Source organism: Shinella sp., assembly GCF_049651085.1.
Classification (GTDB): Bacteria; Pseudomonadota; Alphaproteobacteria; order Rhizobiales; family Rhizobiaceae; genus Shinella.
In genome coordinates this window covers 40,315-56,288 of sequence record NZ_JBASBL010000021.1, presented here as the reverse complement: position 1 = coordinate 56,288, position 15,974 = coordinate 40,315, and the positions used below count along the sequence as shown (strand labels likewise).

Below are 15,974 nucleotides of genomic sequence, written 5' to 3'. Positions count from 1 at the left end.
CCTACTCTGCCTGACCTTCATTGGAAACCGCGACCAGCCGCTCCAGCGCGGTGCGGGCACGGCCGCTTTCAAGCGCCTCGGTCGCAAGCGCCATGCCGCCGGCAAGCGTTTCCGCCTTGCCCGCGATGACGAGCGAGGCCGCCGCATTGGCAAGCGAGATGTCACGGTAGGGCATGTGCGCCCCGCCGAGCACGGAGAGCAGGGCTGCCGCATTGTGCGCGCCATCCCCGCCGCGAAGATCGTCGAGCGTCACCTGGGGAAGGCCGAAGTCGGCGGGCGTCAGCTCGAAAGTGCGGATCTTGCCGTCTTCGAGGGCCGCGACCTGCGTTGTGCCGGTCGTGGTGATTTCGTCGAGGCCGGAGCCGTGAACCACCCAGATGCTCTCGGAACCGAGGTCCCGCATCACCTCGGCCAGCGGCACCAGCCATTGCGGCGAGTAGACACCGAGCAGCTGGCGCTTGACGCCGCCGGGATTGGACAGCGGGCCGAGCAGGTTGAAGATCGTGCGTGTGCCGAGTTCGACGCGCGACGGGCCGACATGCTTCATCGCCGGATGGTGAAGCTGGGCGAACATGAAGCCGAGGCCGGCATCATGCACGCAGCGGGCGATTTCCGCCGGGCCGATATCGAGTTTCACGCCGAGGCAGGAAAGCGCGTCCGCCGTTCCCGATTTGGAGCTGAGCGCCCGGTTGCCATGCTTGGCGACGGGAACGCCAGCGCCCGCGACGATGATCGCCGCGAGCGTCGAGATATTGTAGGTGCCCGCGCCGTCGCCGCCCGTGCCGACGATATCGATCGCATCGGCCGGTACGTCGACGGGCAGCATGCGCGCGCGCATCGAGCCGACGGCACCGTAGATTTCGTCCACGGTTTCGCCGCGCACGCGCAGCGCCATCAGGAAGCCGCCGATCTGCGAGGGCGTGGCCGCACCCGACATGATGATCTCGAAGGCGCCCCGCGCATCCTCGCGGTCGAGCGCGCTGCCCGCGGCGACCTTGGCGATATATGGTTTCAGGTCGGACATGCGGTTCCGTCTCCCTTACCGCGCGATGCTTTGTTCGGCGAGCGTCCGGTTGATCGAGACGCCATAGGCCGTCTGCAAGGCGCTTACCATCTGGTCGAGGATGTCGTCGCCGCTGACGCCCGCGACGGCAGCGATCTGCTGGTCGTCATTGGCGAGCGCGTCGGTCGTCGCATCCGCATTCACTTCGGTCACCTTCAGGAGGATCTGGCCCTCGCCATCGACGCCGGGCGTGTTGGTGACATGGCCGACCGGACCGGCGAAGGCCGCGGAGACCGCTGCCGGGCCGAGGACCGGGTCCTGCGCGCCACGATGAAGGCCAGTCTTGTTCTCGACGACCATGCCAAGCTCGGTTGCGATGGCGGCAAGATCGCCGCCCTTGCGCACGCGCTCGGCCAGCTCTTCAGCCTTTTTGGCGAGCGTCTGGCGCTGCTGCTCGGCCGTCCAGTCGATGACGACGCGCTCGCGCACTTCGTCGAGCGTGCGGTCGCGATCCGGAATCACGTCGAGCACCTCGAACCAGGCATAGCCCTCGCGGCCGACATTGAGCGGCTGGGTTTCTGTGCCGACTTCCGTCTTGAAGACTTCGGCGAGAAGGGCGGCCTTTTCCGGCAGGCCGTTGATTTCCTCGCCCTTCTGGTCGTTGCCCTGGGCGTCGATCGCATCGATCGATACGGCCTTGAGGTTGTTCTTGGCAGCCGCCTCCGCAAGGCTCAGGCCTTCGGCGCGGCTGTCCTCGATGCGGTCATGCACCGCAAGAATGCCATTGGCCGCTTCGGAAAGGGCAAGCTCGTTGCGCAGCTCTTCCTTCACCTCGTCGAAGGTCTTGAGGTTTTCCGGGCGGATGTTGGTGATGCGCAGGATGATCGGACCGAAGGTGCCGTCGATGACCGGCGTCGTGCCGCCATTTTCGGTGACGGCGAAGGCAGGCTCGGCCAGCTTCTGATCCGGTACGTTGGTCTGCGCGAAGTCGCCGAGCAGGACGTCCGCAGCCGTCTTGCCCTGTTCGGTAAAGAGGGCATCGAAGGTCGTGCCGGAAGCAAGCTTTGCAGCGGCGGCATCAGCAGCGGCGCGATCGGCAAAGGTCAGCTGCTCGATGGTGCGCGTTGCCGGCGTGCGGTACTTCTCCTTGCTTGACTCGTAGTCGGCTTGCAGCGCCTCGTCGGTGATCGCAGCCGTGTCCACGATGTCCTTGGGCTCGAGCGCGACATAGACGATCTTGCGGAATTCCGGTGCGCGGTACTTGGCCTTGTTGGTTTCAAACCAGGGAGCAAGCACGTCATCGCCCGGCGCCTTGACCGGGTCGATATTGGCGTTGGAGAGCAGCAGGAAATCGATGGTGCGTGCTTCGTTGCGGTACTGGCGCAGCGCATTGGTCAGCACTTCAGGGGCCTTGTAGCCATCGGAGACGGCTTCCACGACCTGGGTGCGGATCGCCACCTGGCTGCGATTGTTGATGTAGTCGTTTTCGCGAAGGCCGGCATTGCGCAGCACGGCCGAGAAGGCCATGCGGTCAAACTGGCCATTGACGCCGCGGAAGGCCGGGTCGTCGGCAATCAGCTGGGCGAGACGGCCTTCGGAAAGGCCGAGGTTCATGTCGCGGGAAAGCTGATCCAGCGCCGCGCCGGCGACCAGTTCGGCAAAGACCTGGTTCTCGACGCCGAAGGCGCGCGCCTGCTCGGCATTGAGCCGCGTGCCGAAGCGCTGCGACATCGTGGCGACCTGGCGCTCATAGGCAAGACGGAAATCCGTCGGCGAAACCTTGACGTCGCCGACCGTGACGACGGCGCTGGACGTACCGGTGACGAGAGAGCTCGAAACGCCCCAGACTGCGAAGGAACCGACCAGAACGATCAGCAGGGCTTTTGCCACCCAGGTCCGGGAGGCGCGTCTCAGGGCGTCGAGCATCGTCTAATTTTCCTCATATGCGCGGCCATGCGGCCGGAAAACGTCTCTTAGCGGAAAGTTCGCAGGAATTGAAGTGCGCAGCTTGCGCGCATTGCGACACAAAACGGGGCTGCCGCAAATCAGTCAGGAAGTGACGATTTCCTTTGCCGGCAAATGAAATTTTTTTGAAATTATTGGCATATTCCGGCTCGATTGCACTGTCATAATTTGAAAATTCGTGGTCGGATACGGGATCGCTCCGGTGAGTCCGTCCGCGACTGCATGCAGGGAGGGCAGAAGACGTGGAATCCACTGTCGTCATGATCAATCTTTTCGGCGCGGTCGCGCTGCTGTTGTTCGGCCTCGCACAGGTGAAGGACGGCATGACGCGGGCGTTTGGTGCCAAGCTGCGCTCGGGACTGGCACTTGGCACACGAGGGCCGTTCCGCTCGTTCTTCGCCGGTTTCGTCGCGACGATTGCCCTGCAAAGCTCGACGGCGACGGCGCTGATGATCGCTTCCTTCGTGGAAAAGAACCTCGTTCGGGCGCGGATGGCGCAGATCGTCCTGCTCGGCGCGAATGTCGGCACGGCCGTCACCGCATGGCTGGTCGCGACCGGTATCGAATCGATCTCGCCGCTCATCATCCTCGTCGGCGTGGTCTTGTACAAATCATCCACTTCCACCGCCCGGCAGGGCCTTGGTTCCGCGCTCGTCGGAATTGGCCTGATGCTGCTCTCGCTGCACCTGCTGAGCCTTGCGACCGAGCCGATGCGCCAGTCGCCGGCGCTCGCCGCGTTCCTCAAGCTGCTTGACGGGGCGTGGCCGGCAGCGCTCGCCTTTTCGACCGTGCTTGCCATCATCTCTTCCTCGAGCCTTGCGGTCGTCGTTCTCATCCTGTCGCTGTCGGCGATGGGAATCCTCTCGCCCGCCCTCACGGTCATTCTCGTTCTGGGCGCCAATCTTGGCGGCGCGGTGCCGCCCGTTATCGCGACGCTCAAGGCCGCGGCCTCCGCCCGCCGCGTCACGCTCGGCAACCTGCTGGTGCGCGGGGCAGGGTGCCTTGTCGTCCTGCCCTTTGCGGGACAGGTGGCCGAACTCCTCGCCCTGCTGCCGATTCCGGCCACAAAGCTCCCCGTCGACGTGCACCTTGCCTTCAATCTCGTGGTCGCCCTCGTGCTCTGGCCGCTTTCCAGCCCGCTGTCGCGCCTGATGGAAAAGCTTGTTCCGGAGGACAAGACGGAGGAAACCGGACCGAAATATCTGGACGATACCGCGCTTTCGAGCCCGGTCGTCGCGCTTTCCGGGGCAACCCGCGAGGTTCTGCGCGTCGGCGACCTGATCGAGGCCATGCTGATCCGGACCATGCGCGCCTTCAACGACAACAATCTGGTGCCGTTGAAGGATGTCGGCGAACTGGAGCAGCAGGTCGACGTTTTGCAGCAGGAGGTGAAAATCTATCTTTCCCGCCTGGGCCGGCAGGGCGTCAGCGGCGACTGCGCCGCCCGCTCGATCATCATCATCGACTATGCCATCAACCTGGAGCATGTCGGCGACATCATCGAAAAGGGCTTGCAGGAGCAGGTGCGCAAGAAGGTGGTCAATGGCCTGAAGTTTTCCGACGACGGCTACAAGGAACTGGTCAACCTCTTCAACCTCACCATCGAGAACCTGCGCATCGCCCAGACGATTTTCGTCACGCGGGATGCAGGGCTCGCCCGCCAGCTCATGGAGGTGAAGGTGGATGTGCGGCGCATGGAAAAGCAGTCCTCCGAGCGGCATCTGGAGCGCCTGCGTGATGGCCGGCTCGATAGTCTCCAGACGAGTTCGCTGCATCTCGACATGCTGCGCGACCTGAAGCGGGTCAATGCGCACCTTGTCTCCGTCGCCTATCCGATTCTCGACGAGAGCGGCCTGCTCACGGAGAGCCGCCTGCGCAGCACCAGTTGAACAACCGAGAAATCCCTTTGTCTCTTTCTACCGCTTTTTGCTAAGGAACGGCGACGAATACGGGTGAACGAGGGATTCTCATGACCGCAGACCGGACGAAGCGCAACTGCCTGGCCGTTATCCTTGCGGCCGGCGAGAGCACGCGGATGAAGTCCTCCCAGTCGAAGGTGCTGCATCCCGTTGCGAACCGGCCGATGATCGCCCATGTGGTCGATGCGCTGGCGAAGGCCGGCATTTCCGATATCGCGCTGGTGCTTGGCCGTGACGCTGAAAAGGTCGAGGCTGCCGCGAAGAATGCGGCCGTCACGAATTCCGTCCACATTCAGACCGAACGGCTCGGTACGGCGCACGCGGTTCTTGCCGCGCGGGACGCGATCGCCAGGGGCTATGACGACGTGCTCGTCGTTTTCGGCGACACGCCGCTGATCACCGAGACGCCGCTGATCGCGGCGCGTGACGGCCTCGCCAACGGTGCCGACGTCGTCGTCATCGGTTTCGAAACGGCCGATCCCACCGGTTACGGCAGGCTGATTGTCGAGGACGGCGAATTGCTGGCGATCCGCGAGCACAAGGATGCGAGCGAGGCGGAGCGGGCGATCACCTATTGCAATGGCGGGCTGATGGCCATCGACGGGCGAAAGGCGCTCGATCTCATCGGTAAGATCGGCAACGCGAATGCCAAGGGCGAGTACTATCTTACCGATATCGTGGAGGTCGTGCGCGCGGCGGGCGGCCACGCGATTGCGGTGGAAGCGCCGGAAGAGGAACTGACCGGCTGCAACACGCGTGCCGAACTCGCCGTCATCGAGCGGCTCTGGCAGGAGCGCCGCCGCCTCGAAATGATGATCGACGGCGTTTCCATGATCGCGCCGGAAACCGTCTTTCTTTCCCATGATACGAAAATCGGCCGCGATGTGACCATCGAGCCGAATGTCGTCTTCGGACCCGGCGTGACCGTGGAGGGCGGCGCGCTCATCCATTCCTTCTCGCATATCGAAGGCGCGCATATTTCGGCGGATGCCGAAATCGGTCCCTATGCGCGTCTGCGCCCGGGCGCAAATCTCGGCAAGGGCTCCAAGGTCGGTAATTTCACCGAGGTGAAGAAGGCGGAGATCGGCGTGGGCGCGAAGGTCAATCACCTGAGCTATATAGGCGATGCCGTCATCGGCGCGCATACGAATGTCGGGGCAGGCACGATCACCTGCAACTATGATGGCATCAACAAGCATCTGACGCGCATCGGCGATGGTGCCTTCATCGGCTCCAACACGTCGCTTGTCGCCCCGGTCTCGATCGGCAACGGCGCCTATATCGCGTCCGGCAGCGTCATCACCGCCGATGTGCCGGACGATGCCGTCGCCTTCGCCCGCGCCCGGCAGGAAAACAAGGAGGGCCGCGCCGTGCTCATCCGCGAACGCAACCAGGCGATCAAGGATGCAAAGAAAAAGGCGGCACCGTAAGTCAGCCCATTGGGCGCGCCCACATTAACGGTTGCAATCGAAAGTGAGTGCGGGCGAGTTGCGCCACCGCAAAAAAACTCTACGAACAGAGCGCAATCGAAATACTTCGGAAGAGAGCGGAGCGGGCCATGTGCGGAATTGTCGGTATCATTGGAAATCAGCCTGTTGCGGGTCGCCTTGTCGATGCCCTGAAGCGCCTTGAATATCGGGGCTACGATTCAGCGGGCGTGGCCACCGTCGTCGACGGCAAGCTCGCGCGCCGCCGCGCTGAGGGCAAGCTCTTCAACCTGGAGAAGCGGCTGGCCGAGGAACCGCTTGCCGGAACCATCGGCATTGCGCACACCCGATGGGCTACACACGGCGCGCCGACCGAAGGCAACGCACACCCGCATTTCGTCGATGGCGTCGCTGTCGTCCACAACGGCATCATCGAGAACTTTTCCGAGCTGAAGGACGAACTGACTGCCGCGGGCGCAACCTTCACGACGCAGACCGACACCGAAGTCGTCGCCCAGCTCGTCGCGAAATTCCGCCGCGAGGGGCTCGGCCGCCGTGAGGCGGTTCACGCCATGCTGCGCCGTGTCACCGGCGCCTATGCGCTAGCCGTGATCTTCGAGGAGGACCCCTCGACCATCATGGCTGCCCGCAGCGGCCCGCCGCTCGCCATCGGTCATGGCCGGGGTGAGATGTTCCTGGGATCCGATGCCATAGCGCTCGCCCCCTTCACCAACGAGATCAGTTATCTCGTCGATGGCGACTGGGCGGTGATCGGCCGTGACGGCGCGCATATCTTCGACATCGACGGCAACCGCGTCGAGCGCCCCGTTCAGATTTCCTCGGCCGCAGCCTACCTCATCGACAAGGGCAACCACCGGCACTTCATGGAGAAGGAAATCCATGAACAGCCGGAGGCGATTTCGCACGCCCTCAGCCACTATGTCGATTTTCTTGCGCACACGGTGCGCCCGGTCGCCGGGGGTGTCGATTTCGCCAAGGTGCCGAGCCTTGCCATTTCCGCCTGCGGCACGGCCTATCTTGCAGGCCTCGTCGGAAAATACTGGTTCGAGCGCTATGCGCGCCTGCCGGTCGAAATCGACGTCGCGTCCGAGTTCCGCTACCGCGAAATTCCGCTCAATCCCGACGCGGCGGCGCTCTTCATCTCGCAATCGGGCGAAACGGCCGACACGCTGGCCTCGCTGCGGTACTGCAAGGAGCAGGGCCTGAAGATCGGCGCGGTGGTCAATACGAAGGAATCGAGCATTGCCCGCGAGTCGGATGCAGTGTTCCCGATTCTTGCCGGCCCGGAAATCGGCGTCGCGTCCACCAAGGCCTTCACCTGCCAGCTCGCGGTTCTGGCGGCACTCGCCGTCGGTGCGGGCAGGGCGCGCGGCACTCTGAGTGAGGCGCAGGAAAAGGAACTCGTGCGCAATCTCGCAGAAATGCCCCGCATCATGGCGCGCGTGCTCAACACCATCCAGCCGGCGATCGAGCAGCTTTCGCGCGAACTGTCCAAGTGCAAGGACGTGCTCTATCTCGGCCGCGGCACCAGCTATCCGCTGGCGATGGAAGGCGCGCTGAAGCTCAAGGAAATCTCCTATATCCACGCCGAGGGCTATGCCGCCGGCGAACTGAAGCACGGCCCGATCGCGCTGATCGACGAGAACATGCCGGTCATCGTCATCGCGCCGCATGACCGCTTCTTCGAAAAGACCGTGTCGAACATGCAGGAAGTGGCCGCGCGCGGCGGGCGGATCATCTTCATCACCGACGAGAAGGGTGCTGCGGCCTCCAAGCTCCCGACGATGGCGACGATCGTGCTGCCCAATGTCGACGAGATCATTGCGCCGATGATCTATTCGCTGCCGATCCAGCTTCTGGCGTACCATACCGCCGTCTTCATGGGCACGGATGTCGATCAGCCGCGCAACCTGGCCAAGTCTGTGACAGTCGAATGATCGTCCGGGCGGAACGCGAAGAGGATTTTGACGCCATCCGGGTTCTGACGGAGGCTGCGTTCAAGACGGCGCCGCATGCCGACGGCACGGAGCACCTGATCATCGACCGCCTGCGCGCCGCCGGGGCGCTGACGCTTTCGCTCGTGGCGGAAGCGGACGGCGCCGTCGTCGGCCACGTCGCCTTTTCGCCCGTTTCCCTCTCCGACGGCAGCCAGGGCTGGTACGGGCTCGGTCCGATTGCGGTCGATCCGTCCCGGCAGGGCAAGGGCATCGGCGGCAGGCTCGTGCGTGAGGGGCTCGACCGGCTGAAGGCGCTGGGGGCGACGGGATGCGTGCTGCTCGGCGATCCCGCCTATTACAGCCGCTTCGGCTTCGAGCCGGATCCGAAGCTGACGCTTGAAGGGGTGCCGCCGGAGTATTTCATGCGTCTGGCCTTTTCATCGGTTTACGGCGGGGGAACCGTTACCTATCATCCGGCCTTCTACGGCTGAGTGACCTCCCACACTCGCTTCACACTGGATGATCGATGACCGACCTTGTGCCGAGACAGTCGCTGGCCATGCGGCTGCGCAACAATTTCCTGACCGGGCTCGTCATCTGCGCGCCGATCGCCATTACCATATGGCTGACCTGGACGTTCATCCGCTGGGCGGACAGCTGGGTGAAGCCCTATATTCCGGCGTCCTACAACCCTGAAAACTATGTGCAGTTCGCCATCCCCGGCTTCGGCCTTCTCATCGCGCTGGTGCTGATCACGCTTGTCGGCTTCCTCGGCAAGAACCTCATCGGCCGCACCGTCGTCGAGTTCGGCGATTCTCTGTTCAACCGCACGCCGCTGGTGCGCACGGTGCACAGGAGCCTGAAGCAGATCTTTGAAACGGTGCTGAAGGACAAGGGCAATTCCTTCAACAAGGCGGCGATGATCGAGTATCCGAGCGCCGGCCTCTGGGCGATCGTCTTCGTGGCGACGGATGCGCGCGGTGAGATTGCGACGAAATTCAAGGCCATGGGCAAGGACATGGTGGCCTGCTTCCTGCCGCCAACGCCATTTCCGACTGCCGGGTTCCTCGTCTATGTGCCGCGTGAAAAGATCGTGCCGCTCGAAATGAGCGCCGAGGATGCGGCCAAGCTCATCATCTCCGTCGGCCTCGTCACGCCGCCGGAAAAGGCGCTGCAGCTTGTCGAAAGCGACGAGCAGCGCAAGGCCAAGCCCAAGAAGAAGGGGTGAGAGCGAGCCGCCCCGAAGGCGGGACGGCTCGACATAATCTACTCGCTGTCGGCAGCGTCCTTCTGGTTCTTCAGAAGGATCTGGTCGGCTTCAGCCGGCAGGCGGGATTGTTTTTCGGTGGTGACGACGCTTGCGGTCGTGATCGTCTTGTCGACATTGGCCTCCGCAGAGGTCTGGTTGTGCCAGGCGCATTCCGCAAAGGCGGCGGATGCCGAGAGGGCAAGTATTGCTGCGACTACGAGAACTGTCTTCATGGCATTTCTCCTTTTTCGCTGTTGCGATGAGAAGTATGCCTTCACGCGCCTTCTCGGCGAAATCACGATTTTGTGGATCGGAGCATTTCCGCACCTCTGCGCGGCGCGACCGCTGCATGCTCTTGCTCGGATTGCCTAGCCGGCGCGCAGGAAGCGGATCGCCTCGTCGCGGCGGTGGAGATAGAGCAGGGTGCGGATCGCCTCGCCGCGTTCGTCCGTCAGGTCCGGGTCGCGCTCCAGCACATAGGCGGCATCCTTGCGGGCTATTTCCAGCAGGTCGCCATGGGCTTCGAGGCTCGCCACGATGAAACCGGGCGTGCCGGACTGGCGTGTGCCCAGCAGCTCGCCTTCGCCGCGCAGCTTCAAATCCTCTTCCGCAATGCGGAAACCGTCTTCCGTCTCGCGCAGGATGGAGAGGCGCGCCCGGCCGTTTTCGCTCAGCGGCCCCTTGTAGAGCAGGATGCAGCTCGATGCCTCCTCGCCGCGCCCGACCCGGCCGCGCAACTGGTGAAGCTGGGCAAGGCCGAAACGCTCGGCGTGTTCGATCACCATGATCGAGGCATCCGGCACGTCGACGCCGACTTCCACGACGGTCGTCGCCACGAGAAGCCGCGTCTCGCCGCTCTTGAAGGCGAGCATCGCCGCGTCCTTTTCCGGCCCGCTCATCCGGCCGTGAACGAGGCCGGCAGCCTCGCCGAAGATGCTGGCGAGCGTCGCATGCCGTTCCTCGACGGACATGAGGTCGCTTTCTTCCGATTCTTCCACCAGCGGGCAGATCCAGTAGGCCTTCTTACCCTCGGCGAGCGCGGCGCGCAGGCGCTCGACGATATCGCCGGTGCGCTCCTGCGGCACGACCACGGTCTGGATGGGTTTGCGGCCGGCGGGCTTTTCCGTCAGCTTCGACACGTCCATGTCGCCGAAGGCGGCGAGCACGAGCGTGCGCGGAATGGGTGTTGCGGTCATCACCAGCATATGTGGCGAGATTCCTTTTGCCGTGAGGCGCAGGCGCTGGTGCACACCGAAGCGGTGCTGCTCGTCCACCACAGCAAGTACGAGGTCCCTGTAGGCGACATTGTCCTGGAAGAGCGCATGGGTGCCGATGACGATCTGCGTCTCGCCGGAGGCAATCCGCTCGAGGATGGCGTCCCGTTCGCGACCCTTCGTGCGACCGGTGAGCACGTCGATGGTGACGCCTGCCGGCGCCGCCATGCGGGAAAGCGTGGCAAAGTGCTGGCGGGCGAGGATTTCCGTCGGCGCCATGAGCACCGCCTGTCCACCGGATTCGACGGCCGCGAGCATGGCCATCAGCGCCACCGCCGTCTTGCCTGCGCCGACATCGCCCTGCAGCAGCCGCAGCATGCGTTGATCGCCGGCCATGTCCTTCAGCACTTCCGCAATCGCAGTCTGCTGGCTGTTGGTGAGCGAAAAGGGCAGGGCGGCAATGACAGGGCGGCTGAGCGCGCCGGTAGCCTTCACCGGCCGGCCGGCGACCTTGCGAAGGCGCTGACGCACGAGGGCGAGCGAGACCTGGCCAGCGAGGAATTCGTCATAGGCAAGCCGCCGGCGGGCGGGGGCCTGAGGGTCGAGATCCGTCTCGTCGCGCGGGTCGTGCAGGCGGTGGATGGCGTCGAAGGCAGAGGGAAAACCTTGTCGCTGCGACAGCGTGGGATCGATCCATTCCGGCAGGTGCGGCACGCGGGCGATGGCCGCTTCCACCGCCTTGCGCAGCACGCGCGACGTCAGGCCCGCCGTAAGGCCATGCACCGGCTCGACCAGCGGCAGGTTGTCCGCCTCGCCGAGCCGCACCATGTAGTCGGGATGCACCATGGAGGGCCGGCCATTGAACCAGTCGACCTTGCCGCTGACCACCACTGTCTCGTCGACGGGAAGCGCCTTTTCCAGCCAGTTGCCCTTGGCCCGGAAGAAGGTGAGCGCCAGTTCCCCGGTCTCGTCGTGCAGGAACACCCGGTACGGCATGCTCGATTTTCCGGGCGGCGGCGGCTGGTGGCGGTCGATACGGCCGGTGATCGTGACGATGACGCCCGGCGGCGCATGGGCGATGCCGGGCTGGTTGCGCCGGTCGACGATGCTGTGCGGGAAATGGAAGACAAGGTCGATGACCCGGCAATCCTCGATGCTCTCCTGGCCGAGCAGGCGCGCGAACAGCTCTCCCAGCTTCGGGCCGATGCCCGGAAGGGTGGAGAGGGGAGCGAAGAGCGGATCGAGAAGGGCGGGGCGCATGGCGGCCAAAATCGCCGGAGAAGGACGCTTTGGCAAGGCTGACAAGCGGCTTTTGCCGGTCTATAGAAGCGCCGGACAAAGCAATTCCGGGAAAAGTGTGCAACGGTCTTCCACCGGAAGCCGTGTTTGAAGAGTTGCAAGCGGTAGGAAAGCGAGAACGATCATGACGGGAACGACACGCTCAAGCGCCGATATCGATCCGCGCCGCAAGCGCATCCTCTTCCGCTGCTGGCATCGCGGCATCCGCGAGATGGACCTGGTGCTCGGCGCCTTTGCCGATGCCGAGATCGAAACGCTCTCCGATGCCGAGCTCGACGAACTGGAGCGCATCATGGACGAGGAGGACAACGACCTCGTGAAATGGGTGACCGGTGAAAAGCCGGTGCCGGACGAATTCCGCGAGGGTCTCTTTCCCCGTATCGCCGCCTATCGCCCCGATTTTTCGCCGCTCTTCAAAGACGACCGCGCATGATCCCCGGCTTTTCCTCCGAGCGCATCGCGGCGGCTGGCCGTCCCTTGACCATCGGGGCCGTGCCGTCCGGCATCGAGCCGCTGATCCTCGCCGACCTTGCCCGCACATCCGGCCCCGTCGCCTATGTGCTTTCGGACGGCCAGCGCATTCCCGATATCGAGCAGATGCTCGGCTTCGCCGCGCCCGATATTCCGGTGCTGACGTTGCCCGGCTGGGACTGCCTTCCCTATGACCGCGTCTCGCCGAGCGCCGAAGTGTCGGCGCGCCGGCTTTCCGCGCTTTCGGCGCTGATTGCGCACCAGAAGAAACCGCACCCGGCCATCGTGCTCGTCACCGTCAATGCCATGCTGCAGAAGACCGCGCCGCGCGGGATCATCGAAAGCCTTGCCTTCACGGCAAAGCCCGGCAACCAGATCCGCATGGACGATATCGCCGCACGGCTGGAGCGCAATGGCTTCGAGCGCGTGGCGACCGTGCGCGAGGTCGGCGAATATGCGGTGCGTGGCGGCATTCTCGATGTCTTCGTTCCCGGCAGCGCCGAGCCGCTTCGCCTCGATTTCTTCGGCGACACGCTGGAAAGCATCCGGTCCTTCGATCCCGCCAGCCAGCGCACGACCGGGCAGGCCCGCACCCTCAGCCTCAACCCCATGAGCGAGGTGTCGCTGACGCCCGAGACTATTTCGCATTTTCGCAAGCACTATCTCGCATCCTTCGGCGCGGCGACGCGCGACGACGTGCTCTATCAGGCCGTCTCCGAGGGCCGGCGTTATGCCGGCATGGAACACTGGCTGCCGCTGTTCTACGACCGGCTGGAAACGGCGTTCGACTACCTGCACGGCTTCCGTATCGTAACGGACCATACGGTACGTGAAGCAGCCGTCGAGCGTTCGCGCCTCGTGCGCGATTATTACGAAGCCCGCACGGCCTCTGCGACACAAGGCAAGGGACAGATCGCGCAAGCGACGCCCTACAAGCCGGTGCCGCCCGGCCAGCTCTATCTCGATGCCGAGCGCTTTGCGCACGAACTCGACGAACGCAACGCCATCCGTCTTTCGCCGTTCAACGAGCACGAAGGCGAGGCGCGGCATGTCGAGACTATCGCGGCGCGGCCGGGCATGCGCTGGGCGCGACCGGCGGGCAGCGAGGATACCGACGGCAACCGGGTCAACGTCTTCGACCAGACGGTCAAGCACATTGCCGACAAGCGTGCATCCGGCGCGAAGGTTCTGGTCACCGGCTGGTCTGAAGGCTCGCTCGACCGTCTCTTGCAGGTGCTCGGCGAACATGGTCTCGGCAATATAGTGCCAGTCGAAAAATTCGCCGACCTGCGCAAGCTGAAGCCGGGTGAGGCGGGCTCTGCTGTGCTCAGCCTCGAAAGCGGCTTCGAGGCAGGTGACATCATTGTCATCGGTGAACAGGATATTCTCGGCGATCGCATGGTGCGGCGCTCGAAGCGGCGCAAGCGCGGTGCGGATTTCATCAGCGAGGTGGCCGGGCTCGACGAAGGCTCGATCGTCGTGCATGCCGAGCACGGCATCGGCCGGTTCGTTGGCCTGCGCACCATCGAGGCGGCGGGTGCACCGCATGCCTGCCTCGAACTCGTCTATGCGGACGAGGCAAAGCTCTTCCTGCCGGTCGAAAACATCGACCTGCTCTCGCGCTATGGCGGCGAGGGTACCGATGCGATGCTCGACAAGCTCGGCGGCGTCGCCTGGCAGGCGCGCAAGGCCAAGCTCAAGAAGCGCCTGCTCGACATGGCGGGCGGGCTCATCCAGATCGCCGCGGCGCGCCTCGTGCGCCAAGCGCCGGTACTGGCCGCGCCGGATGGCATCTACGACGAATTCGCCGCCCGCTTCCCCTATGACGAGACGGACGATCAGGCAAATGCCATCGATTCGGTGCGTGAGGATCTGGGCGCCGGCCGGCCGATGGATCGCCTCGTGTGCGGCGACGTCGGCTTCGGCAAGACGGAGGTGGCGTTGCGCGCCGCCTTCATCGCGGCAATGAACGGCGTGCAGGTTGCCGTCGTCGTGCCGACGACGCTGCTGTCCCGCCAGCACTTCAAGACCTTCACCGACCGTTTCCGCGGCCTGCCGATCCGCCTGCAGCAGGCGTCCCGCCTTGTCGGCTCCAAGGAACTGGCGCTGACCAAGAAGGAATTGTCGGAAGGCAAGACCGATATCGTCGTCGGCACCCACGCGCTGCTCGGATCGTCGATCAAGTTCGCCAATCTCGGCCTCCTGATCATCGACGAGGAGCAGCATTTCGGCGTGAAGCACAAGGAACGGCTGAAGGAACTGAAGAGCGACGTGCATGTGCTGACGCTTTCGGCAACGCCGATCCCGCGCACCTTGCAGCTTGCCATGACGGGCGTGCGCGAGCTCTCGCTCATCACCACGCCGCCGGTCGACCGTATGGCCGTGCGCACCTTCATCTCGCCGTTCGATCCGCTCGTCATTCGCGAGACCCTGATGCGCGAGCACTACCGCGGCGGCCAGAGCTTCTACGTCTGCCCGCGCCTCAGCGATCTTTCGGAAATCCACGATTTCCTGCGGCAGGACGTGCCGGAGCTGAAGGTGGCGGTCGCGCACGGCCAGATGCCGGCGACCGAACTCGAAGACATCATGAACGCCTTCTACGAAGGCCGCTACGACGTGCTGCTCTCCACGACCATCGTCGAATCCGGCCTCGACGTGCCGACGGCGAACACGATGATCATCCACCGGGCCGACATGTTCGGCCTGGCGCAGCTCTACCAGTTGCGCGGCCGCGTCGGTCGCTCGAAGGTGCGCGCCTTCGCACTGCTCACTTTGCCGGTCAACCGCACGCTGACGGGCATGGCAGAGCGCCGCCTCAAGGTGCTGCAATCGCTCGATACGCTCGGCGCCGGCTTCCAGCTGGCGAGCCACGACCTCGACATCCGCGGCGCGGGCAACCTGCTCGGCGAGGAACAGTCCGGCCATATCAAGGAAGTCGGCTTCGAGCTTTACCAGCAGATGCTGGAAGAGGCCGTGGCCGAGATCAAGGGCGACGAGGAGGTTGCCGATAGCGGCTGGTCGCCGCAGATTTCCGTCGGCACGCCGGTCATGATCCCGGACGAATACGTGCCCGACCTGCATCTTCGCCTCGGCCTCTACCGCCGCCTTGGCGAGATCACCGAGCTTGGCGACATCGACGCCTTCGGCGCCGAGCTGATCGACCGTTTCGGCCCGCTGCCGATCGAGGTCCAGCACCTGCTCAAGATCGTCTACATCAAGTCGCTCTGCCGCGTGGCGAATGTCGAAAAGCTCGATGCCGGCCCGAAAGGCGTCGTCGTTCAGTTCCGCAACAAGGAATTCCCGAACCCGGCGGCGCTGGTCGGCTATATCGCCAAGCAGGGCACGCTGGCGAAGATCCGGCCCGACCAGAGCCTGTTCCTTGCCCGTGACTACCCGACGCCGGAAAAGCGCCTGACCGGCGCGGCGCAGGTGATGACGCAGCTTGCGGGGCTGGCGAAGTAGCCTCTGC

11 protein-coding genes are annotated in these 15,974 nt (G+C 64.3%); 7 read left to right on the top strand and 4 right to left on the bottom strand.

Going from position 1 to position 15,974, the window contains the following annotated elements; translation table 11 throughout:
* Position 1: 1 nt before the first annotated feature.
* Together trpD and WA950_RS12820 are read right to left on the bottom strand one after the other, a co-directional pair.
* A complete protein-coding gene (trpD, locus tag WA950_RS12825) occupies positions 2–1,024 on the bottom strand; it encodes an anthranilate phosphoribosyltransferase (protein WP_424552096.1) in 1,023 nt (340 codons plus the stop codon).
* A 15-nt stretch (positions 1,025–1,039) separates the two neighbouring features.
* The gene (locus WA950_RS12820) at positions 1,040–2,929 is read right to left on the bottom strand and encodes a SurA N-terminal domain-containing protein (protein WP_424552095.1); all 1,890 of its coding nucleotides are present in this window, start codon (positions 2,927–2,929) and stop codon (positions 1,040–1,042) included.
* A gap of 281 nt (positions 2,930–3,210) precedes the next feature.
* Between WA950_RS12820 and WA950_RS12815 the strand changes: the two genes are divergently transcribed.
* The 5 genes from WA950_RS12815 (at position 3,211) to WA950_RS12795 (ending at position 9,500) form a co-directional block, all read left to right on the top strand.
* Positions 3,211–4,857 (top strand): Na/Pi cotransporter family protein, encoded by a 1,647-nt coding sequence (locus tag WA950_RS12815; protein WP_424552094.1) that lies wholly within the window; start codon positions 3,211–3,213, stop codon positions 4,855–4,857.
* 80 nt (positions 4,858–4,937) lie between these two features.
* Entirely contained in the window at positions 4,938–6,317 is a 1,380-nt protein-coding gene (glmU, locus tag WA950_RS12810) for a bifunctional UDP-N-acetylglucosamine diphosphorylase/glucosamine-1-phosphate N-acetyltransferase GlmU (protein ID WP_424552093.1), read from the top strand.
* A gap of 128 nt (positions 6,318–6,445) precedes the next feature.
* On the top strand, positions 6,446–8,272 hold the full coding sequence (glmS, locus tag WA950_RS12805; RefSeq protein WP_424552092.1) for a glutamine--fructose-6-phosphate transaminase (isomerizing): 1,827 nt from the start codon (positions 6,446–6,448) through the stop codon (positions 8,270–8,272).
* On the top strand, positions 8,269–8,763 hold the full coding sequence (locus tag WA950_RS12800) for a GNAT family N-acetyltransferase (protein ID WP_424552091.1): 495 nt from the start codon (positions 8,269–8,271) through the stop codon (positions 8,761–8,763). Before glmS ends, WA950_RS12800 begins: the two co-directional genes overlap by 4 nt.
* Before the next feature lie 35 nt (positions 8,764–8,798).
* Positions 8,799–9,500, top strand: a complete 702-nt coding sequence (locus WA950_RS12795; protein ID WP_424552090.1) for a DUF502 domain-containing protein — start codon at positions 8,799–8,801, stop codon at positions 9,498–9,500.
* A 38-nt stretch (positions 9,501–9,538) separates the two neighbouring features.
* Here WA950_RS12795 and WA950_RS12790 read toward each other — a convergent pair whose 3' ends face one another.
* Both WA950_RS12790 and recG read right to left on the bottom strand, forming a co-directional pair.
* Positions 9,539–9,754 (bottom strand): hypothetical protein, encoded by a 216-nt coding sequence (locus WA950_RS12790; protein WP_424552089.1) that lies wholly within the window; start codon positions 9,752–9,754, stop codon positions 9,539–9,541.
* Positions 9,755–9,889: 135 nt separating this feature from the next.
* Positions 9,890–11,995 (bottom strand): ATP-dependent DNA helicase RecG, encoded by a 2,106-nt coding sequence (gene recG, locus WA950_RS12785; RefSeq protein ID WP_424552088.1) that lies wholly within the window; start codon positions 11,993–11,995, stop codon positions 9,890–9,892.
* Positions 11,996–12,158: 163 nt separating this feature from the next.
* Here recG and WA950_RS12780 point away from each other — a divergent pair, with 163 nt between their 5' ends.
* Positions 12,159–12,467, top strand: a complete 309-nt coding sequence (locus tag WA950_RS12780; RefSeq protein ID WP_424552087.1) for a succinate dehydrogenase assembly factor 2 — start codon at positions 12,159–12,161, stop codon at positions 12,465–12,467.
* Positions 12,464–15,967, top strand: coding sequence for a transcription-repair coupling factor (gene mfd, locus WA950_RS12775; RefSeq protein ID WP_424552086.1), 3,504 nt, complete (start codon positions 12,464–12,466; stop codon positions 15,965–15,967). Before WA950_RS12780 ends, mfd begins: the two co-directional genes overlap by 4 nt.
* Positions 15,968–15,974 lie beyond the last annotated feature (7 nt).

What these genes read in the sequence shown, in the direction of transcription:
- trpD (WP_424552096.1), bottom strand. Translation starts at nt 1,024, where the DNA reads ATGTCCGACCTGAAACCATATATCGCCAAGGTCGCCGCGGGCAGCGCG.
- WA950_RS12820 (WP_424552095.1), bottom strand. Translation starts at nt 2,929, where the DNA reads ATGCTCGACGCCCTGAGACGCGCCTCCCGGACCTGGGTGGCAAAAGCC.
- glmU (WP_424552093.1), top strand. Translation starts at nt 4,938, where the DNA reads ATGACCGCAGACCGGACGAAGCGCAACTGCCTGGCCGTTATCCTTGCG.
- glmS (WP_424552092.1), top strand. Translation starts at nt 6,446, where the DNA reads ATGTGCGGAATTGTCGGTATCATTGGAAATCAGCCTGTTGCGGGTCGC.
- WA950_RS12800 (WP_424552091.1), top strand. Translation starts at nt 8,269, where the DNA reads ATGATCGTCCGGGCGGAACGCGAAGAGGATTTTGACGCCATCCGGGTT.
- WA950_RS12795 (WP_424552090.1), top strand. Translation starts at nt 8,799, where the DNA reads ATGACCGACCTTGTGCCGAGACAGTCGCTGGCCATGCGGCTGCGCAAC.
- WA950_RS12790 (WP_424552089.1), bottom strand. Translation starts at nt 9,754, where the DNA reads ATGAAGACAGTTCTCGTAGTCGCAGCAATACTTGCCCTCTCGGCATCC.
- recG (WP_424552088.1), bottom strand. Translation starts at nt 11,995, where the DNA reads ATGCGCCCCGCCCTTCTCGATCCGCTCTTCGCTCCCCTCTCCACCCTT.
- WA950_RS12780 (WP_424552087.1), top strand. Translation starts at nt 12,159, where the DNA reads ATGACGGGAACGACACGCTCAAGCGCCGATATCGATCCGCGCCGCAAG.
- mfd (WP_424552086.1), top strand. Translation starts at nt 12,464, where the DNA reads ATGATCCCCGGCTTTTCCTCCGAGCGCATCGCGGCGGCTGGCCGTCCC.